At 48.8% G+C, this 20,543-nt stretch carries 18 protein-coding genes, 1 tRNA gene and 1 pseudogene; 7 read left to right on the forward strand and 13 right to left on the reverse strand.

Going from position 1 to position 20,543, the window contains the following annotated elements; all coding sequences use genetic code 11:
• The first annotated feature begins 270 nt into the window (after positions 1 to 270).
• Positions 271 to 1,674, forward strand: coding sequence for a site-2 protease family protein (locus NC996_RS26645; protein WP_190689904.1), 1,404 nt, complete (start codon positions 271 to 273; stop codon positions 1,672 to 1,674).
• A 91-nt stretch (positions 1,675 to 1,765) separates the two neighbouring features.
• On the opposite strand, the gene NC996_RS26650 is transcribed toward NC996_RS26645, so the two are convergent.
• The 3 genes from NC996_RS26650 to NC996_RS26660 all read right to left on the reverse strand — a co-directional run bounded on the left by NC996_RS26650 (position 1,766) and on the right by NC996_RS26660 (position 5,527).
• Positions 1,766 to 2,215, reverse strand: a complete 450-nt coding sequence (locus tag NC996_RS26650) for an SRPBCC family protein (protein ID WP_190534411.1) — start codon at positions 2,213 to 2,215, stop codon at positions 1,766 to 1,768.
• Positions 2,216 to 2,264: 49 nt separating this feature from the next.
• Positions 2,265 to 3,734, reverse strand: coding sequence for a 9,9'-di-cis-zeta-carotene desaturase (zds, locus tag NC996_RS26655; RefSeq protein ID WP_190689905.1), 1,470 nt, complete (start codon positions 3,732 to 3,734; stop codon positions 2,265 to 2,267).
• Positions 3,735 to 3,874: 140 nt separating this feature from the next.
• On the reverse strand, positions 3,875 to 5,527 hold the full coding sequence (locus NC996_RS26660; RefSeq protein WP_190689907.1) for a hypothetical protein: 1,653 nt from the start codon (positions 5,525 to 5,527) through the stop codon (positions 3,875 to 3,877).
• 298 nt (positions 5,528 to 5,825) lie between these two features.
• On the opposite strand from NC996_RS26660, the gene NC996_RS26665 reads away from it, so the two are divergent.
• A complete protein-coding gene (locus NC996_RS26665; RefSeq protein ID WP_190410960.1) occupies positions 5,826 to 6,182 on the forward strand; it encodes an iron-sulfur cluster assembly accessory protein in 357 nt (118 codons plus the stop codon).
• Between the two features lie 24 nt (positions 6,183 to 6,206).
• Here the strand turns inward: NC996_RS26665 and NC996_RS26670 are convergent, their stop codons facing one another.
• On the reverse strand, positions 6,207 to 6,377 hold the full coding sequence (locus NC996_RS26670; RefSeq protein ID WP_190678521.1) for a hypothetical protein: 171 nt from the start codon (positions 6,375 to 6,377) through the stop codon (positions 6,207 to 6,209).
• A 9-nt stretch (positions 6,378 to 6,386) separates the two neighbouring features.
• On the opposite strand from NC996_RS26670, the gene NC996_RS26675 reads away from it, so the two are divergent.
• From NC996_RS26675 to NC996_RS26690, 4 genes are all read left to right on the forward strand, one after another.
• Positions 6,387 to 6,806 (forward strand): hypothetical protein, encoded by a 420-nt coding sequence (locus NC996_RS26675; RefSeq protein WP_190410958.1) that lies wholly within the window; start codon positions 6,387 to 6,389, stop codon positions 6,804 to 6,806.
• Positions 6,807 to 7,170: 364 nt separating this feature from the next.
• The gene (locus tag NC996_RS26680; RefSeq protein WP_190410957.1) at positions 7,171 to 8,046 is read left to right on the forward strand and encodes a M48 family metallopeptidase; all 876 of its coding nucleotides are present in this window, start codon (positions 7,171 to 7,173) and stop codon (positions 8,044 to 8,046) included.
• Positions 8,025 to 8,108: transfer RNA gene (locus NC996_RS26685), tRNA-Leu, on the forward strand. The genes NC996_RS26680 and NC996_RS26685 overlap by 22 nt, the downstream gene beginning before the upstream one ends.
• A gap of 22 nt (positions 8,109 to 8,130) precedes the next feature.
• The gene (locus NC996_RS26690; RefSeq protein ID WP_190689909.1) at positions 8,131 to 8,346 is read left to right on the forward strand and encodes a hypothetical protein; all 216 of its coding nucleotides are present in this window, start codon (positions 8,131 to 8,133) and stop codon (positions 8,344 to 8,346) included.
• On the opposite strand, the gene NC996_RS26695 is transcribed toward NC996_RS26690, so the two are convergent.
• From NC996_RS26695 to NC996_RS26720, 6 genes are all read right to left on the reverse strand, one after another.
• On the reverse strand, positions 8,338 to 14,205 hold the full coding sequence (locus tag NC996_RS26695) for a PAS domain S-box protein (protein WP_190689911.1): 5,868 nt from the start codon (positions 14,203 to 14,205) through the stop codon (positions 8,338 to 8,340). The genes NC996_RS26690 and NC996_RS26695 overlap by 9 nt on opposite strands.
• A 92-nt stretch (positions 14,206 to 14,297) precedes the next feature.
• A complete protein-coding gene (locus NC996_RS26700; RefSeq protein WP_190689914.1) occupies positions 14,298 to 15,392 on the reverse strand; it encodes a WD40 repeat domain-containing protein in 1,095 nt (364 codons plus the stop codon).
• Positions 15,389 to 15,823 (reverse strand): heavy metal-responsive transcriptional regulator, encoded by a 435-nt coding sequence (locus tag NC996_RS26705; protein ID WP_190410953.1) that lies wholly within the window; start codon positions 15,821 to 15,823, stop codon positions 15,389 to 15,391. Before NC996_RS26705 ends, NC996_RS26700 begins: the two co-directional genes overlap by 4 nt.
• Before the next feature lie 27 nt (positions 15,824 to 15,850).
• Positions 15,851 to 16,144, reverse strand: coding sequence for a hypothetical protein (locus NC996_RS26710; RefSeq protein WP_190410952.1), 294 nt, complete (start codon positions 16,142 to 16,144; stop codon positions 15,851 to 15,853).
• A 246-nt stretch (positions 16,145 to 16,390) separates the two neighbouring features.
• Positions 16,391 to 16,561 (reverse strand): hypothetical protein, encoded by a 171-nt coding sequence (locus tag NC996_RS26715; RefSeq protein WP_190410951.1) that lies wholly within the window; start codon positions 16,559 to 16,561, stop codon positions 16,391 to 16,393.
• 104 nt (positions 16,562 to 16,665) lie between these two features.
• Positions 16,666 to 16,884: a TOBE domain-containing protein gene (locus NC996_RS26720; protein WP_190534398.1), complete on the reverse strand. Its 219-nt coding sequence runs from the start codon at positions 16,882 to 16,884 to the stop codon at positions 16,666 to 16,668.
• A 369-nt stretch (positions 16,885 to 17,253) separates the two neighbouring features.
• Between NC996_RS26720 and ald the strand changes: the two genes are divergently transcribed.
• Entirely contained in the window at positions 17,254 to 18,342 is a 1,089-nt protein-coding gene (gene ald, locus NC996_RS26725; RefSeq protein WP_190689918.1) for an alanine dehydrogenase, read from the forward strand.
• Here ald and NC996_RS26730 read toward each other — a convergent pair.
• The 3 genes and pseudogenes from NC996_RS26730 to NC996_RS26740 all read right to left on the reverse strand — a co-directional run.
• Complete coding sequence (locus tag NC996_RS26730; protein WP_277877502.1) at positions 18,331 to 18,459, reverse strand: hypothetical protein; 129 nt, start codon at positions 18,457 to 18,459, stop codon at positions 18,331 to 18,333. The two genes, ald and NC996_RS26730, sit on opposite strands and share 12 nt — an antisense overlap.
• Positions 18,437 to 19,873, reverse strand: coding sequence for a cation:proton antiporter (locus tag NC996_RS26735; RefSeq protein ID WP_190689921.1), 1,437 nt, complete (start codon positions 19,871 to 19,873; stop codon positions 18,437 to 18,439). Before NC996_RS26735 ends, NC996_RS26730 begins: the two co-directional genes overlap by 23 nt.
• 119 nt (positions 19,874 to 19,992) lie before the next feature.
• Positions 19,993 to 20,439: pseudogene (locus NC996_RS26740) on the reverse strand (STAS domain-containing protein); the annotation flags it as partial.
• Positions 20,440 to 20,543: the final 104 nt, after the last annotated feature.

Genomic DNA, 20,543 nt, shown 5'->3' on the forward strand with positions numbered 1-20,543 from the left:
CGCCCGTCTGAAGGCGCTCGGATTGAGGACTTTCAACTGTTGGTAGAGCATGAGCAGATTCAGTAACGCTTACCTACTTTTGGCTCATTTTCTTGATTCATGCAAGAGGTCTAGTACATCGATTACGAAATTCGGAGCGGCGAGGAAATCCCTGCTTATATCAAAGAGTTATTTGAGATTCCGTTACCAGAACTTGAAAAGCTAGGGTTTCAGTTCCATTCCTATTTCAGCTTTAATGACATTTACCTGGATGTCTCGAAAAGCTGGGGGATGGTGCTATACAACGAGGCATTTAAAACATTCGCTAATGTAAACATTCGTAGCCTACCGGAATCGGTGAGGCTGTTTACGATCGAGTTTCTTACCTTTTTTGAGGATGGTCTCCTATTACACACGATGAATGGACAGGCTTTCGGGGTGATTGGAGAAATACCCAATACCATTCTCCAAGATCCTTACGCGGTGGAAACCCAAGAGCAGTGGCAAGTCCATCAAGGCAAGCTTGAGCATTTGGCACTTGCAAAAACGCCCGTCGCGATGTCATCAAAAGCGTTTATTGAGAGATTGCGATCGCATCATGTCACCTACATAGACAGCTTGGTGAAATCAGGGCAGCTGTCACCGATTAGAGGAACGGAACTGCTAGAACTCAATCTCAGTGCTGCGATGAAAACAGCGATTAAGCTGGGGCGGGATAGCGGCAAGTATACAACTCTGGTCAAAAAGTGGACGCAAAAGGCAAAAACAGAACCCTATCGGTATGTGGAGATTCCTTCGGCGGTGGAAGTGGAGGGATTCCGCCGCATGGAACGAATCGAACGGGGACGTGCCAGAAAGGGGATAAAGTCGTGGTTGTTGCTTGGCAGTTTGGTCGTGTTTGCTATCTCGTTCACGCCATTTTTCGACTTGCAGACACTGCTGATTCTCATCGGCGTCCTGTTTTTGCACGAACTAGGGCACTTTTTGACGATGAGAGGCTGTGGCTATAAAGATACATCGATTTTCTTCTTGCCCTTATTTGGTGCTGCGGCTTCCGGACGCAAAGACAATGCGACGATTCGGGAAAAATTTCTAGTTTTGCTGGCGGGGCCGGTTCCGGGGATAATCTTAGGAGTTGCGATCGCGCTGGCAATTCCCGATTCTCTCCAGCGTTCCCTAGGGTTGCAAGAAGTAATCAGCTTTCTGGTCATTATTAACTACTTTAATCTACTTCCTATCTTGCCCTTGGATGGAGGACGCATCCTAGATTTATTAATATTTTCCCGCCATCCCTACACCGATGTTTTGTTCAAACTTTTCGCCGTCGGGTTGCTAGTTTTTATCGGCATGAGTCCGGGGACTGGTATTTTTCTTTTCCTCGGATTTTTGATTGCGTTTAGCATCCCTGCTAGCTTTCGCAGTGCCAAGATTCTGAAGATCCTGCGGCGAGAACTGCCCCAATCAACTGACGATTCTGATAGCGTACTGATGGCTATTTTCCTGACGCTCAAAAAGTCTGGTTACGGTTCCCTACCGTTTGCTCAGAAGTACAGAATGGTCAAAGATATTGCCCAACGCTGTCGGGAATCCCATTCCAGTTGGGGAACCAGGCTGTTGTTGTTAGGCGTGTATTTGATGTGCTTATTTGGCGGATTGGTGATTGCGTTTGTCACGCTGCTACCGCAAAGTTCTTGAACCGCGAAGATGGAAAATGCGATCGCATTTTCCATCTCTTTTTCAATATCCCGCTCTAAAATCTGCCTAAGGTTTTGAAAAGGACTGATTTCTACTGAGTTTTCGCTTGGGATTTAATCGCGTATTCTCGAAAACGATCCAAATCGGCTTGGATAGTCGATTCGACAACTCGCCCAAGGAAGAGATTATCCATTAACCTGCCCAACCAGCCTGGAATGGCGTAAGCCACCGTTAGCTTAACAATGCTACTGCCGTGCCGGTCATAAAAGCGAATCGCACCCCGATTGGGTAATCCACCAACAGATTCCCATTGGATAATCTGATTGGGCACCTTTTTCACGATACGGGCAAGCCAAGTAAATTCTAAGCCACCCGTGGCAAGTTTCCAGCGCGACAAGGTTGGGTCATTATCCAGAACTGTAACCGAGTCAATCCACTTCATCCACCGGGGCATTTGCTCCAGATCGGACCAAAGGTTCCACACCTCATCAATGGGAACCGGCACCTCTACCTGCACGCTATGCTCTAGCCACTCAGCCATTTACTTCTTTTCTTCCTTCGCTATAGCCGCGTTTTTGCGGTTTATTCGTCTAAACCGCCGACAGCTGGCTCTTACCCTTTATTTCCTGCACATTTTCTAAAATCGCTTTTGCTGCCTGACGCCCAGACAGGGTTGCCCCTTCCATACTATCGATGTAATCTTGCTGCGTATAGCTACCCGCAAGGAAGAAATTTGCAATCGGCGTCTTCTGAGGAGGACGATAGGGGTCCATGCCAGGGGCTTCGCGGTAGAGAGACTGAGCCAGCTTCACCACGCTGTACCAAGTCATGTTCAAGTCGCGGGAGGAAGGGAATAGCTCGTGTACTTGCTTAAGGACGTGTTGAGCGATCGCTTCGTTACTTTCCTTGATAAACGGATCTCCCGGCGTCAGCACCAACTGCAACAGCGAACCTTGTCCCTCTCGGTAATAATCAGAGGGACTCGTTAAAGCTAAATCTGCAAAGCAGGAAAAGTCGGCATCCGCTGTATAAAGCAGATTATCAATTCCGGCAGCATGATGCACTTGGCGTCTTTCTTCGGCATCGTGCAACTCAGTCACCCAGCCATCAAACCGCAGCTGCACTGTCGCCACTGGCACGGCATCCAGCTTATAAATATTGTCAAATTCCGACCATTGACGCCACGCTTGCGGCAAAACACGCTGAATTCCGGGTACGTCACAGGCGCAGACATAAGCATCTGCGGTGATGGTTTCTTCAGTTTCGCTTTTAGCAACCACTAAGCCAGTCACTCGCGTCTCGTTGCCTTCGCCGGTATATTGAATTTCTCGTACCCGGCGACGAGTGTGAATTTTCGCGCCTCGTGCTTCTATGTATTCAATAATCGGCTTGTGCAGATACTCATCGGGAGAACCTTCCAGCATTCGCAGAACCGATGCCTCGGTTCTAGCAGCAAACATCTGAAAGATGGTTAGCATACAACGAGCAGAAATATTTTCGCAATCAATAAATCCGAGTGCATAAGCAATCGGGTTCCACATCCGCTTGATGCTGCCATTACTGCCACCGTGACTGCGAAACCAATCGGCAAAGCTAACTTTATCGAGAGAGCGAATTGTTTTCATCGAACCCTCGAAGTCTACCAAACCGCGCACGATGGTACTGCTGCCAAGGGCGATCGCATTCTGTACTTTATCCTGCAATGACAGCTGCGATGTTGTAAAAAATGCTTTTAATCCGTTGAAAGGCGCACCCGTGATGAAGCGAAAATCCAAGGCACCTGTGACGCCTCCTTGATTGATAAAGGTGTGGATATGTTCTTTCAGGCGCAAATTGTCACCTGCCCCCACCTTCTTCATCAATTCAAATAGCTGGTAGTAGTTCCCAAAAAAGACGTGCAATCCCATCTCAACGTGATTGCCGTCGGCATCCACCCAACTGCCGACCTTACCCCCCACAAACGGACGAGACTCATAGATTTCGACTTCGCAACCGGCATCGACTAAATCGACTGCCGCCGCCATTCCAGCCAATCCTGCCCCGACGATTGCAACCCGCATGCCATCTGTCCTTCTCAATTTCTTTACAAAGTTTAACAGGTGACAGCAGAAGATTACCGATTTTCATCGCCTGGATTAAGGAATTGGGTATTGGCGATCGCTCACGGCGAATTCCCCATCTCCTCTAGCCCTTTGCCGCTTTACTCGAATTCAAACTGAGGCATCAGCTGGAGCAACCCCAATCCTAAATCTTTACTAGAGAGCGATCGCGCTTCAAATAAAGCCATCATGTCGCCTAGCTGAGGATTTCCCCTAGATGCGCCTTTCAGCCCCCTAGCCACAATCAAGCCGCAGTAGCCTTTGGTTTTCTTACAACGCTGATCCCATTTGCGACGAGCTTCGCTATGAATCGGATCGTCTTCTTGAAATTCACCAAACAGGTACATATTGCCATTTTCTGTTTGGAGAATTCCCAAGTCATAGCGATCGCCTTCAAAAGGATCTTCTCCCGGATTAAAGCAAATTCCCTTCAACCCTCCCGCGCTTTGGATTTGCTCAATCAATTCCTTTGCCTTGGGACGGGAAGTTTGAATCAAAACCACTGGCATTCCCTCTCCCGCCGCGATCGCTTCCTTCGCTTGATAGCAATCAACGGTTTTACGCAGCAACTCTACTTTGTCCCAAGTCATCATCCCCAAGCTGAGGAAAGAATCTTTGGGCACTAAGTCATCCCGCAGGGGCAGCATCATCTCTTCGAGATCGCTGTCTTCCTCCTCTGCCAACCCTGCCACCTCTGCCATGTCAAACAGTTCCGTCGCCACATCGGGAACCGTTGCCACCTTAACGGGAATCGATTTTTGCAGATCCGCCTCTAGCGGCGCGGCGATGCGGTAGCGTTTGCTCAAGGTAGGGAATTTCTCTGCTGCCAGCTGCCGATTGGATGCTCGGAAAAAGCGATGGAGGGCTTCGAGTGCCACGTAAACTGCGATCGCTTCTTCCTCATATAAAAAGGGTCGCATCCCCTCTAACGGATGCACATTTCCGAAATTGGGTTGAATTTCTGAAAGCGGCAAGTCAGCTAAATCAATGCCTTCGTCCTCTTCATCTTCGTCTAAGGAATCTTCAGCCTGCTCGAAGGTGACAAACAAGCAATCTTGCCCTAGAAATGCTTCTTCTAGCTCCTCAAAAGACTCTTTTGCCAAAACCGACGAGCGAAACCGTTTCAGAGAGTCCAGAGAGCGATACAACAAAATGCCGTACTCCATGCCGAGCATTCCCATCACCGAGGCGTACAGCGTCTCCACATCCCACTGGTTTAGCTCAATTGAGATAATCTGGTGGTCGGCAAGCAGTTCCCAAGGTGCATCGTCCCAAATCTCATAAGCTTTTTGCACCAGTAACTCGGCATATTCAGGCGGTAGTTTGGGGGGGCGAGTGCTGGTGATTTCTTGGAACCCGCGAAATAGTTCGTCAATCAGGGGCAGTTCTGGTACATAATCAACAGCAATGTCTAGATCCTGAAGAACACCCCGCAGGTAGAACTGAAGTTCTCTGTGTCGGACTACAATTTTCTGAGGACGGGATGGCTTGGCAGGGCTGTGGGGATGTTCCATTGCTCGCAGCAGGGCGCGAACAACGGCTTCCGGCCCAGTCTCGGAAGTTACGACATCCATCGCTCGAACCATTCCTTCGACGCCATCCACCCAAACAATGCATTCGCTGTCTGTCTGAGTATCCGACTCTAAGCTTTGCGCCATCCCAGCAGATAATCGACGGCGATCGCCTTCCCAGACGCTAGGAATTTGTTGTAAAGTTTGCAGCCGACGAGACGTGGAGCGAGTGAGAACAGACATAGACTATGCCAACTGGGGGAACAACACACCGTGCGCTTTGCAGATCCTCATTTTAAATACTAATCGCCCCTCTGCCGTCCTCCTATAAACTAATGCTTGGCAGTGATGAAAGCACCACAATACAATCCTTGCGCGATCGCTCTATCTAACCCCAACGCCTAATCGTTAACATAAATAATAAAAAGCTTTTCGCTTCGCCGGTCTGCGGTTAAGTTAAGAATCTTCGATAAAATTGACCTAGTGGACTGGCTTCCTCAAGTCGTCTAGATAAAACACCAAATTAGGAGTCGAGAGCGCCATGACACAAGCTACTCAATCGCAAAAACGCGGCATCCAGTTAAGCGAATCTGCCCTCAAACACGTTCTCTCTCTGCGGGAGAAACAAGGCAAGGATCTGTGCCTGCGAGTTGGCGTCCGCCAAGGTGGCTGCTCTGGAATGTCGTACATGATGGATTTTGAAGAGCCTAGTCAAATTCGGGACAACGATGAAGTCTACGACTACGATGGCTTCAAAATTGTCTGCGATCCCAAGAGTATGCTATACCTCTATGGTCTGATGCTGGACTATAGCGATGCCATGATTGGCGGTGGCTTCCAATTTACAAACCCCAATGCTGCTCAAAGCTGTGGCTGCGGTAAGTCATTTGGAGTCTAAGTCATTTGCATTTGGTGTCTAAGTTCAAGCTTGGCGTACAGTTTGTAAGAACTTCTGATTGGAAAGCAGGTATCCCGCCTGCTTTCCAGATAAGGGTGGATTCAACCCCCCATTGCCCCGTAAAATAACGCATCCGGCGAAGAGAGCGTCGCTATCTAGCCCGCCATCCGCTACGCGATCGCTAACATCTTTCATCTTTCAGAAATGACCGAGCCAATTAACGACCTTTTTGACAATGGCCTAGAACGCTATAAAGCGGGAGAAGGCCCGGATACTTTGCTTCCTGTTTTCAAGGATATTTGCGATCGCGCCCCCAAACTTACTGCTGCCTGGATTTGTCTATCCTGGCTGTATCTATTAGACGATCAAGCCACTCTGGCCTACAAAGCCGCTCAAAAAGCTGTTAAGTTAAATCCCCAAGATCCCCAGGCTCACATTAACCTAGTTCTGGCGATGCTTGAAGAAGGGAAAACCGGCGTCCGGCAACACATTGAAGAGGCTCAGCGATCTCTGGCGATTAATCCAGAATTACGCCCCGATATCCAAGAAAGTATTGAGGATGGATTAGCGAGAAAACCCGACTGGAAGGGTTTAAATCGGGTAAAAAACTGGTTGTTTACCTAATTTGAAATTGTCCTCAGAATCCCTAACTTTGAAAGTAAAATATTGAAGAAGTTAGGGCTTTTCAGGATATAATTATTTAATTATATCTGAATAATATGTTTTAAATAATGGAATACTAGCCGTTAGAAAAAAAGCAAAACTATTCCATTGTAAAAGTATACCATTTGTGGACGAAGAGGAAGATAAAATAGGTACAATGTTTTGTAAATCGCATTAATAAAACATAGTTAGATGCGCCGCTTAGAAACAAAAACAAAGCGCCCTCGCTATACTAATTTGGGATATCTAATCTCACGATCGCCCTGAGATTAGCACCGCATCAATCAATTCTTTTGTTTTAGTTCTTTTTTTTGAGATTTCCTCCATGTTGCCTTCAAGGACACCCTTAATCGGTCTCTCGGCAGATAAATTTCGCCATCCCTTAGATTTAGAAGCGACTAACGCCTTAAAACAACTACCGGGAATGGATATCCTGGTCAGAAATCTGCTTGGTCCCCTCGCAGAACAGTTTTTTTATTTGGAAAATATAGCGGCGGGCGTCCTCGTAGGCGAACAACAGCTGCCTCATCTGCATAAACTGCTGTTAGAAGCGTGCCAGATATTGGATTTGGAACCCCCCCAACTGTATGTCCGTTCCTCACCCACGCCAAACGCCTACACCTTTGCCATGCGAGGAAAGCAGCCATTTATTGTGTTGCACACCTCATTAATCGATTTGCTGACACCCGAAGAGATTCAGGCAGTCATCGCCCACGAACTGGGACACCTAAAATGCGAGCATGGAGTGTACCTAACACCCGTCAATATTATGGTGTTAGCAGCAGGATTAATTCCGACTTGGGGTGCAGCGATCGCTGAAACTTTGAGGGGACAGATGCTACAGTGGCTGCGATGTGCAGAATTTACTTGCGATCGCGCTGCACTTCTCGCCACTCAAGACTCTAAAGTCGTCAGTTCCGTCTTAATGAAACTGGCTGGAGGTTCACCCATTCTTGCGCCGCAGCTGAATCTGGAAGCCTTTTTAGATCAAGCCAGAGCTTACGACGATATCAGTAAAAATCAGCTGGGTGAAATGCTCAAACAAGCGCAGACAGCCCAACTCAGCCACCCAGTACCCGTCCTGCGGGCGCGGGAAATTGACCGTTGGGCTAGCAGTCAAGAATATCAAGCCTTGCTACAACAGCATTCGATAGGCTATAATAGTGAAGCTAAACCCAAGGGCGGGTGGCGAAATTGGTAGACGCATCAGACTCAAAATCTGACGATCGTGAGATCGTGAGAGTTCGATTCTCTCCCTGCCCACTCTTTACACAAGAGAACGACCATGACTCAACGACTCAAGCGGTGGGAATCTCCCCGCCGAGAGGGACGAAACGACAAAGGGAAAGGTGGCTCCGCCAGGGCAAGACAGATTAGAAAGCAACAGAAGATGTTGCGGAAGAAGCTAAAAGACCAGGGCGCATCTGAAAATAGTCAAGATTCGAGGAGAGGGAAGATTAACTTCCCTCTCTTTTTTTATGCAGAATTCCAGTTAAGTTAGACCTTGAGAAATGGGAATCTCAATCCAAAACTCCGCTCCTTGTCCTGGTTTGGAGACACATTTTAAAGTGCCACCGTGCTTTTCCACCACAATTTGATAACTGATGGATAATCCCAGACCTGTACCTTTCCCTACAGGTTTAGTCGTAAAGAAGGGATCAAATAGGCGAGCTTTTACTGGCTCGGTCATCCCTGGGCCGTTATCAGCAATCCGAATCAAAACATAAGGGTCAGGAAGGGATTTCCCACGTCCCACTTCAGTCCGAATGGTAATGATTCTCGGTTCGGGCTGCGTTTCTAGGGCATCAATCCCATTGTTGAGCAGGTTCATAAACACTTGATTGAGCTGTCCTGCGTAGCATTCCACCAGCGGTAGATTGCCATACTCTTTAACAATTTCAATGCTGGGATAGTTGGGGGCGGCTCTCAGTCGGTTTTGCAAGATCAGGAGGGTGCTATCAATCCCTTCATGAATATCCACTGCCTTCATGGCGGCTTCATCCAAGCGCGAGAAATTCCGCAGCGACAGAACAATCTGACGGATGCGGTCAGTCCCCATCTTCATCGAACCCAGGATTTTCGGGAGGTCTTCTACCACAAAATCAAGGTCAATCGCCTCGATTTCATCTTGAATTTCCGGAACTGGATTGGGATAGTGCTGCTTGTAAAGCTGGAGGAGATTCAGTAAATCTTGGCTGTATTGATTTGCGTGGGTGAGGTTGCCGTGGATGAAGTTGACAGGATTGTTGATTTCGTGAGCAACACCAGCAACCATCTGACCGAGGCTGGACATTTTTTCACTTTGAATCAGATGACTTTGAGTTTGTTGCAACTGGTGCAAAGTTTGCTGTAGTTGGTGAGCTTTTTCTTGAGCTTGCTGTGCAGAGTCTTGAGCTTGCGTGTAGAGTTCGGCTTGGAAAAGCGCGATCGCGAGTTGGTCAGTTACCGCTTGCAGCAGTTCCACCTCCGAGCCACTCCAAGACCGAGAACCACGATGATGGATGCAACTGACCACACCAATCTCACCAGAAGGAGCTTGAATTGGCAGCGATAGGATAGCATTGTAGCCCGAAGCACTATAGAGTTCCTGTTCGGCTGGATCGCTGGCGTTTGCAAGATCGTCAACTTGGAGGATTTCCAAGTTGGTGAACTTCTGAGTTAGCGAACTTGCTGGGGCTGGGTATTGACCCAGCAAGCTAGGCAGGGTAGGTATCTTCGCTTCTTTTACCACTTCCCAGACTGGTTGTTCTGCTGATGGTCGATACCAAAGAAACAGGCATCGGTCAATCTGCAACAAATTGCGGATCTCCTGCACAGCCGTTCCTAATATGGTACTGACATCAAGGGAGTTCCTGATATCGCTGGACAAACGGTTGAGCAGTGCCTCGCGTTGAGCGAGTTGTCTAAATCGTGCTTCCGAGTGTCGCAACGCCTCCTCTGCCTGTAGGCGCTTAACACCTAATGCAATCTCGTCCGCTGCAAATTCTAGCGCCCCCAGCGTAGCTTCGGTAAGCGGTTTCCGGGCAAACATGGCGATAACCCCTAATATCTGGTTTTCGATAATCAGGGGATAACCAGCGAAGGAGATCAAGCCCTCTCTTTTTGCCCAATCTTTATCAGCAACACGAGGATCGTCAATCACAGAGTTGGTCAGGTGGGGCTGGCACTCTTGGGCAATTAGGCCGATCTTGAATTGACCAACGGGTACGCGGCTATGAGAGCCATTAAGGTGGGTATACATCCCCGCACTCGCTTGCAACTCCAATACATTCTCCTCTCTGTTAAGCGTCCATAGCCTTGCAAACGCGGCATCGAGATGTTGGACTACAGCCTCGGTGCAGCGTTGCAGTATCACCTGCAAGCGATCGCCCTGAGTCAGCGCAGTGTCTACATCCGCACGAAACGCGGCTAAGCAAGCTTTCTCTGCTAGAGCTTCTTCAGCGGCTTTGCGTTCGGTTACGTCCACACCAATGCCCCAAGTGGTCCAGCCGGGAATGGGGAATCCCTCGGAGATATTCGACCATGCTACTGTTTTGACACTTCCATCTTTAGCCGTGATTTCCCATTCCCAGTTACGGTAGTTATTGCCAAGTTCAGCCCATATGGTCAGCATTGATGTGCGATAGGCGGGATCTGGATACACCCACTCCAGTGCTTTGGGATTGCCAACAATTTCCGCAGCACTGTAGCCTGCAACCCTTTCGCACTCGCGGTTCCAGACAGTGATGTTTCCGTCTGCATCGAAGGCAGTCATCATAACTGGCATATTCTGAAGAATCTGGCGCAATTGTTCTTCCCGCTGCCGCAACGCCTCCTCTGCCTGTTTGCGATCGCTGATATTTTGCGTCAACGTCATCCCCGCAAAGATTTCTCCCTGCTGGTTGGTGACGGGCAGAATTTGCAACAGATAGGTGCGATCGCCATAGGGGATTTCAGAAACCGTCATGGCACCAGCTAATGCTGCTTGATACATCGGTTCCACAGTTTCGCAGGTGTCTGGAGGAAAAACCTCCCATAGGGTTTTTCCTTCCATAAGTTCTTTGGAAAGCCCGATGGCGGCTAATTCGCTTCCATCTGCCAGCAGGTAGCGCAAGTCCTTATCAAATAAAGCCACCGAACCGTCGGGGAAATTTCGGGCAAGGGCGCGGTATAGTTCTTCGCTTTGTCGTAGGGCTTCTTCTTGTTGCTTGCGCTGGGTGATGTCTAGTCCTGTTCCAAATAGCTTGATGACCCGACCCTCAGAGTTTATAATCGGTTGCCCTTTGGAGAACATATATCCAATCGAACCATCAGGGCGCAAAGTGCGATTGTCGAATTCGTAGGGCTTGCCTTCAGTAATTGCTAGCTCAACTGCTTTTACAAAAACTTCCCGGTCATCCGGATAAATTTTTTGCACCAACTCTTCGTAAGTCGGTACGGGTTGGTTCGGCTCCATACCCCACACGCGGAATAGTTCCTCCGACCAAGCGATTTCTCCAGTCGCCAGATCGAATTCCCAACTGCCGATATGGGCAATTTTTTGAGCTTCTGCAAGTCTAGTTTCGCTTTGGCGGATGGCTTCCTCTGCCCGCTTAGCAGGAGTGATATCGCGGCCGATCGTAGAGAAAAATTCAACCTCCCCATTTTCTAATTTATGGCTCATCCATACCTGGGAGATAGGAACCTCTCTGCCATCCCGGTGCTGCAACGCTGATTCGCCACTCCAAATACCTTCTCTGACAACAGTCTGCCACCCTTCGTTCAGAATCCCGTCGATGACTGAAGCTGCCATGAAATCGGGGATATACATCGTTGTGATATCCTCATTCTCGCCAATTCCTATCATTTGGCGACCGGCCTTGTTGACGTATAAGGCGCGTCCTTCTGCATTGGCGATGCCTACGAAGTCAGGTGTTGCTTCTAAGATTGCGGTCAGTCTTGCCTGAGCTTTTTCTGCCTGTTTACGCTCGGTAATGTCAGAAGTTAAACCATCTATACGAATAGCTTTCCCGGTTTCATCGTAAATCACCCGGCTCTTGTCACGAACCCAACGAACTTCGCCATCGGGTCGGAGAATTCGGTACTCTATGTCACCGCTGCCCTCGACTATAACCTGACGGTTGTATTCAAAGGCGCGATCGCGATCTTCGGGGTGAATGCTATCAAACCACACTTGGGGGTTGTCAAAGAAATCTTGTCTTGGGCGTTGATAAACACTCTCGGTAGCTGGGTTGAGGTAAAGCACTTCAAAGGTGCTGGCTGAAACAGACCACACCACGTCTTTCAGCGAATTTAGAATGCTGTTGAGCCGCGACTCGCTTTCGCTCAGAGCTGCCTCGGCTTGCTTGCGATCTGTGATATCGGTGGACAGACCATCCATGCGGGTAGCAGTACCGTGCTCGTCATAAATCATCCAGGCTCGACTGTAAACCCATCGCACTTCGCCATCGGGTCGGATAATTCGGTACTCCAGTTCACCATTGCCCTCTTGCATAACCCTGTGGTTATAGGCAAGGGCGAGTTCGCGATCTTCTGGATGAATAACCTCCAGCCAGAGGTTGGAGTTGTTGAAGAACTCCGAGTAAGACCGCCCATAAAACTTCTCAGCCACTGGGTTCATAAACAGCGTTTTATAGGTGGTGGCTGAAATAGACCACACCAAATCTTTAAGGCAATTTAGAATACTGTTGAGTCGTAACTCACTCTGTTGTAAAGCCGCTTCTACTTCCTTGCGCTCGGTGATGTCGTGCATCGCCACGACTGCACCTAGTTTTTTTCCTTGAGCATCAACGATCGCTTGTCCGCTAGCTAGTAAGGTGCGGATTTTTCCTTGCTTCGGGGCGATGATCATTTCTACTTCCCGGACCGTCTCTCCCCGAAACGCTCTAAACAACGGAATATCTTCCGTTTTCATCAGTGTTTTCCCATCAGGCAGATATAAATCGAAATGTTCAGCCCATTGCTCGGCAGGAAGAGCTTGTTCCGGCAACCCATGAAACTCTTGTGTCGCTCGATTAAATAGCGTTAAAACTCCATTGGCGTCACAAGCGACAATGCCGTCTGCCAAGTTATTGAGCAATGCATTTAAGAATTCTCTTTCTTTGTATAAAGCTTTCTCTGCCCGCTGGCGCTCAGTTATTTCGTCTTCTAGCTGCTGGAGGGTATGCCTTAATTGGGCGGTGCGTTCCTCGACTCGGATTTCGAGGGCTTCATTCGCCTGTTTGAGTGCTGACTCTGCTAACTTGCGATCGCTGATATCAACGAAGGTAACAACAGCCCCTTTGATTTCCTCTCCCTCAAAAATCGGATAAGCCGAATATTCGGCAGCAAAAGCAGCTCCATCCCGCCGCCATAGAACTTCGTTGTCGATTCGGCAACTGTTCCTGTTGCGAACAGCACAAAAAATCGGAGACTCAACACTGGGATAGAAGGAGCCATCGGGGCGACTGTGATGGATTAACTCGTGCATATCCTTGCCCATCACTTCATCCGGCTGGTATCCCAGCATCTGAGCCGCCGCTTTGTTGATGAAGGTACAACGTCCCTGTAAATCTATGCCGTAGATGCCTTCCCCGGTCGATTGCAGCAGCAATTGGATGTGATTAGCTAATTGCGATCGCTCTTGTTCGGTTCGGTGACGTTCGGTGATGTCTTTCATAAAACAGTGATGACCGATAAATCGCTGCTCTTGGTCGTAATCGCAGATCATCACCACTTGCTTATAAAAAATAGAGCCATCTTTACGGATGCCTCTCGTTTCAGCTTCTACCTTGCCATCCACCAACATTTTGTGGTAAGCAGCGATCAGCTTGTCGATCTCTTCCGGATGAACCGTTCGCTGCCATTCCATGCCAATCATTTCTTCAGGTTCGTAACCCGCTGCATTGGCGTAGGCTTTATTAACGGTAACGTAGCGCCCTTGAGTGTCTAGCCGGGAAATTCCTTCGACGGCATTCTCCAAGACAGCTCTTAAATTGAGGAGTTTTTCTTCAGCCGCTTTGCGATCGCTAATGTCACGAGCCACTGCATACAGCAAACCTTCTTCAGTGGAGACCGCAGAAGTCCATAATAGCCATTTATAGGAGCCGTCTTTGCATCGGTAGCGGTTCTCAAAAGAGATTGTTTCCGCGCCTGTAGCAAGCTTCTGCGCTTCGGTGATGGTTGCTTCCCAATCTTCCGGGTGAACCAACTCCATAAACGATTGGCTTAAGAGTTCTTCCTTCGTAAAACCCAGAGTTTTTTCCCAGGCAGGGTTCAGGTGCTTGAAGTAGCCATCAAGTCCGGCGATACAAAGCAGATCCAGCGAGAGATTGAAGAAACCCGCCTCTGCCCACTCGTATCCTTTTAGGCTCTTTCCTTTGTCGCGATTGTGAGTCAACACTTTGGTTTACTTCCTTCGTCTCAGATGGAACTGAACTTAGTTTTCCCATAAACCGAACTAAAAGTTGCCGCGATCGCACACTTAATGAATGTTTAGGGAACAGAGCCGACTTGCCAAATTTTAATGGTTCTGTCAAACCCCCCACTCGCCAGAGTTCGCCCGTCAGGACTAAAGGCAACCGATTTCACCCAATCGGAATGTCCGACCAGCAAAGCAATCAGTTCGCCCGTTCTCAAGTTCCACAAGCGGACGCCATCCTGACTCGCGGTAGCCATAACTTGTCCAGAAGGAGCGATCGCGATCGCCCGAATCCAACCTGTATGCCCTGAAAGGGTGTAAAGCAATCGTCCGCTATTAAAATCCCAGACTTTGATGGTGCGATCGTAGCTGCCACTGATCAGCGTACTTCCATCCGGCGTGAACGCTAAAGTACTGATTGCACCGCTATGTCCCGACAATGAGTCAAGAAATCTTCCATTCTGGAGATCCCAGACCTTAATCGCAGTATCTTTGCCGCCGCTTGCTAGAATCTCCCCATTGGGATTTGGGGCAACTGCATAAGTTTGGTTATCGAAACGCACCAGGTTGTAAATCGGGCGCTGCGTTCTCAAATTCCAGACTCGAATCCCATCCAAAGCACCCGTCACCAGCATTTCACTATCCGAGGTAATCGCCGCCGACAGAATATTACTCGTATGCTCTAGAAAAGTCCGGGTATATTTTCCAGTCTTCCAATTCCATAAATTCAGCGAGGAGTCATTGCTGCAACTCGCCAGAATTTCTGAATTAGGACTCATGGCAAGGGTCATCACTGCCTGACTATGCGCCCTAAGGCTACCCACTTCTTTCCAACTTCTCACCCACCAAAATTTTATTCTGCCGTCATTGTCGCTCCCCCCGCTGATCAGAAATTTTCCATCAGGGGTGAAGGTCAAGGAATCAATTGTCGCGTTGTGACCCTTGAGAGTGCGGAGGAGTTGAACGTTTCTCCAAGCTTCAGGAGGCAGGTTTTGGGGGGCCTCAGACGGAACAGCTTCAGCTTCCTGGATTATTGTTTTGGCGGCGGCTGGGAGAGGCTGACTGGTAAGGGCGAAACAATAAAAGCTAAAAGGTAAAAATGCAAAACTCAGAATTTTTTCTTTGTATAAATGCCTTTTTACTTTTGCCTTCCGAGCCGGAGGTTTCATGGTGCTGATTGAATATTGGGGCAGATAGTATGATCGATGTGGTGAGCGGGCGGTCGGTCTTGCCAACCAGAGATTAACCCTTCTAGTTCGCTCTTGAGGATTTCTAACGATTCAATTTGTTCTGCGATCGCCTCTACTTTCGCGTGCAGAAGCTGCTTCAAGGCACCGCAGGGTAACTGCCCCCGATCGTGAACTGTTAAAATTTCTTGAATCTCGCTGAGAGTGAGTCCGAGTGCTTGCGATCGCTTGATGAATGCTAGTCGATTGACAATCTCACGATTAAAAAGACGATAGCCGGAAGGTGTCCGCTTCACCGTCGGTGCTAACAGACCAATATCTTCGTAATAGCGAATGGTTTTGACAGGCAGACCACTCCGAGCGGCAACTTCACCGATTTTAAGCCATTCAATTGAAACAGAAGTGCCAATCATGGTTTTCGGAAGCTCCCACCCAAAGGGTTACGGTTTTGGATGGTGTTTGGAGTTACTTAGCATGGGCAGGACAGGACGAGAGGTTGGGGGGGGAAGAAAGTGTTTTGCCGTTTGGGGGATTGGTTCGACTTCTTTACCCTGGGTTTGCCACCAACGCAGAGCGATCGCTGCCCCTACTGTCAACACTCCGAAACTAAACAAACCCCAGCTTTCATCTACGCCGCCAATCACTGCATCTACAGCACCAACGATTACCACAAAGCTGGAAATTGGCTCTTTACGATAGGCTGACTTTAAAAATCTAGGCCACAAAGCATTCATCACGACTTGCTCTATTCCGTTATTCTTTAATCTAATTTCAGGTTATCTCATTCAGGAGTCAGGAGTCAGGCGGCAGAAGTCAGAATCATTTTTGGATTCTAAACTTCATCCTTCATCCCACCTTCGGCAAGGGCAGAACCCTACATCCTGTATCCTGAGACAAATTCTTGTACTTGTTGTGCTAGACCGAGGAAAGCCTGTACGGGTTGCCGATTCCGAAGGACTAGACAAAAGAAGAGCGCTTTTTTATTGCAAGCCCAGCCAAGATAGCACTCCTTGACCCGTGACATATTCAATGAGCACCATTAGCAAAAAGCCGATCATTGCGGCTCGACCATTCAATCGCTCTGCGTAATCATTGAAGCCTAACTTGGGTTCTTCCAGCTTAGGAGTGGTCGTAGGTTGAAGTTGTGTCATGGCTTTGGCAATCCTTGCCCCTTCAGAGGTTTACAATTCGTTATAGATTGTCTTCTATTGTAGAGGTGCTAAGCCTTGAGTCAAGAGCAAAGCAAACACAGTTGCTAATCAACCTCTTTGATCACCATGACTTCGGTCGCCTTGATCAGGGCACTCACTTCATCGCCAACTGAAATTCGCAGATTTTCTGCCGAACGACGAGTAATCACCGCATCAATTAAGTTATCTCCCACCTGAATTGTCACCTCGGCGAGGATATCACCCAGTTGAATCGCAGTCACTTTACCCCTGAGTTGATTCCGTCCGCTAATTTGCATCGTCATATTGGTGTTTCCAAATCCTTTGGATAAGGTAGCCGTCTTGATTGTTGCAGCATTTTTGTGAAGTAATCCGAAAATTTTTGGGACTCCTAAATAAATAAGTAATGATGGGGATCAGGGGCGAGAGAGAGTTTCAGGAATAAAGAGACTTCAGGAGTAAAGGGAGAGGGGAGCGATCGATACCTCATTCCCGATCGGCTGCCCCTCCCGATCGATGCGCGAATTACCCAAACCAAAAACTCTTTTACTTGAGAAGTTGTCAGTCCAATTTCTCACTCACCTCTTCAGGGAGATAACTCCCAATGCAACAAGTCACCAGGTGTGGCACCTATAGTCAATTCAATAGATAGCCGAGCAATTTGAGGTATATAAATGGAAATTGGCGTTCCTAAGGAAACCAAAGATCGTGAATTTCGGGTAGGGTTAAGTCCTAGTAGCGTCCGGGTACTCAGTGAAAACGGTCACGCGATTTTTGTGGAATCCGCGGCTGGTAATGGTGCTGGCTTCTCTGATGAAGATTATATTCTTGCCGGGGCAAAAATTGTCCTAGAAGCGAAGGATGCTTGGAACCGAGAACTGGTGGTTAAGGTGAAAGAACCACTGAAGCCAGAGTACCAGTTTCTCCAGAAAGGGCAGATGCTGTTTACTTATTTGCACTTGGCAGCCGATCGGGGGTTGACCGAGCATCTGATTGATTGTGGCGTCAGCGCGATCGCTTACGAAACGGTAGAACTCCCCGATCGAAAATTGCCCCTGCTCACCCCCATGAGCATTATCGCCGGTCGCCTCTCCGTACAGTTCGGGGCACAGTTTTTGGAGCGCCATCAAGGAGGTCGGGGGATTCTTCTGGGCGGTATTCCCGGTGTCAGACCGGGTAACGTGGTGATTTTAGGCGGCGGTGTCGTTGGCACCGAAGCGGCTCGAATGGCGGTAGGACTGGGTGCCCGCGTCCAGATTTTGGATGTGAATGTCGAGCGTTTGGCGTATCTGGAAACCCTCTTTGGCTCCAGAGTTGAGCTGCTCTACAGTAACTCCCTGCAAGTAGAAGCGGTCGTTTCGGAAGCCGATTTACTTGTTGGGGCGGTTTTAGTTCCAGGGCGTCGCGCCCCTATCTTAGTCCCTCGAAAGTTGGTACAAAAAATGCATCCCGGTTCGGTAATTGTCGATGTGGCAGTCGATCAAGGCGGTTGTGTCGAGACGGTGCGACCAACGACCCACACCAATCCTATCTACATCGAGGAAGGCGTCGTCCACTACGGCGTCCCGAATATGCCGGGAGCCGTTCCCTGGACAGCCACTCAGGGACTGAACAACAGCACTTTACCCTACGTCCTGAAGCTGGCGAACCAGGGGATGAAAGCTCTAGAACTCGACCCGGCTTTAGCAAGGGGCATCAATGTACAGAATCACCGCCTGGTTCATCCTGCCGTCCGCGAAGTGTTTCCCGATTTAGCTGATTAACTGTGACATTACGGGTAAGGAAATAGGCCAGAGGCTAGTAGTGGGGCGATCGCGATCTGTGGCGTTCATGGTACAGCGATCGCCCCCAGCGTCCTCACGGCGTAGGCTGAGATTCACTCACCAAAATTGATTGCTCACTGGCAGGTTCGCCCTTGCTTGGGGGTTCGACTGGCTCACCAAAGGCGATCCGCAGAAACGGTGGAGCCAGAAATGTGGTCAGAATCACCATGATAATAATGGATACCTCTAACGGCTTATCCAGAACCCCACTCGCAGAACCGATTCCGGCAAACACTAGCCCGACTTCACCCCGTGGAATCATGCCAACTCCGATCGCGAGTCGATTAATTCCGGGCTGACCAAACACCGCCCAACCCGTCACTACCTTGCCGAGAATGGCAACTACCATCAAAAATGCGGCAATCAAAATTCCGGCACGATTCTCAGGCACCGTCGGATTCAACACGCCTAGATCGGCTCGCGCTCCCACCGTCACAAAGAAGATGGGTACCAGTAGATCGGCGATCGGTTTTACTAGTTCATCTAACTCATTACGGGCATCAGTTTCATCCAGAACCAAGCCAGCGGCAAAAGCACCCAAAATCGCTTCTAGATGAATCGCGCTGCCCAGAAATGCCATGAAAAAGGCAAAGATAAATGCTGGCATAACCACATTGCCACGGGTTTTGAATTTCTCCACAATCGTATTGAAGGTTTGGTTAAAGATGCCACCCAACAAAATGGAACCGAGCAGAAACGCTGTTGCACTCACAATCAGGTAGATGACATTAGCAACATCAATCTCACCCGTTTTGGCTAAACTGGCGACAACAGCCAAGACAATGATTCCCAGGACATCATCAATCACCGCCGCACCAACAATGATTTGACCTTCTTTGGATTTAAGCTGTCCTAACTCAGACAACACTTTGGACGTAATTCCGATGCTGGTTGCCGTCAAAGCAGCGCCTGCAAAAATTGCTGGAATTGCAGGTGTGTGAAAGAACATCATCAAGCCAGCGGTACCAGCGGCAAACGGAACTGCCACCCCCACGCAGGCGACTATCGCAGCTTGAGAACCCACTTCTTTGAGTTGTTTGAGATCCGATTCCAGACCAATTTCAAATAGCAGAATAATCACGCCCAATTCAGCCAGCACTGAAATGACTTCACTCTGGGACTCATATACGCTCGTGAGGGCTGCGGGAGACAGATGATTAATCCATTGCAGCACGGTCATCACCGCTGAATCTGAGGCTGACAGTCCACTTTCGGGAAAGACGATCAGGTGTAAAGCAGATACCCCGACAATCACCCCTGCCACCAGTTCACCCAGAACGGGTGGAAAATCAAATTGTTTAGCGAGTTCCGCGCCGAGTTTACTGGCGATATAAATCACGACTAAACTCAGCAGAACTCCAGCCAGAACAATCGGTGAATTTTCTGCCTCTACCGTTGCTAACAAGGGCATGGGAGCAATCAGAGATGCCATCCCAGAACTTAAAGCTGTCATTGTATGGTTCAAAAACATGGGTTAGGTTTTGGTGGTAAAAATGAATCAAACCTTATTTGAATGAGAGGCAATTGATTGCCAGCTAGTTTTCTGACGCATTAGATCGCCTCGATTCATCAAACCTCCAAACAGGTGAATTAGGCAACTATCTCTTTGCGGTAAACCAGATCAACCGCTTGACGCAGGGCTTCAGTGCGATCGCTTAAGATATGCGCTGGGTTCACCAGATCAAACAGTCCTAACTTTTGCAAGCGGTGCTGAATTTTCTCACTGGCACCGACGATATAGACCTGTAACCCCTTATCGTGGGCATCGCGAATCGCATTTTCGATCGCCAGTGAAGCCGTCACTCCCAGCAAGGGCACATCGCTGAGATCCATCACCAACGCATCGGCTTCCTTCATGGCATTGTGTTCGCGTGCGATCGCTTTCGACAAGCCAAAAATCATTGGGCCACTCAGGTAAAACAGCAAGACGCGCCCGTTGCCTTTATCCAGCAGTTGCTTCTGCTCATCGCTCAACCGAACGTCATCATCTGTATCGGTAATCAACTTGACTTCCTTGGATTGCAAATTAGACCTCTTGCAAAAGTCGTCGCTGGGGTAATATGGGGTCTAAAATTAGGCGATTGCTAGCTGCCGGTCATAAGTTTTACTCATCTTACCTTTGACTGAGCCGAAGTTCATAA

The sequence above is a fragment of the Trichocoleus sp. ST-U2 genome (assembly GCF_039961875.1).
In the GTDB taxonomy this organism is placed as follows: Bacteria; Cyanobacteriota; Cyanobacteriia; order Cyanobacteriales; family FACHB-T130; genus FACHB-T130.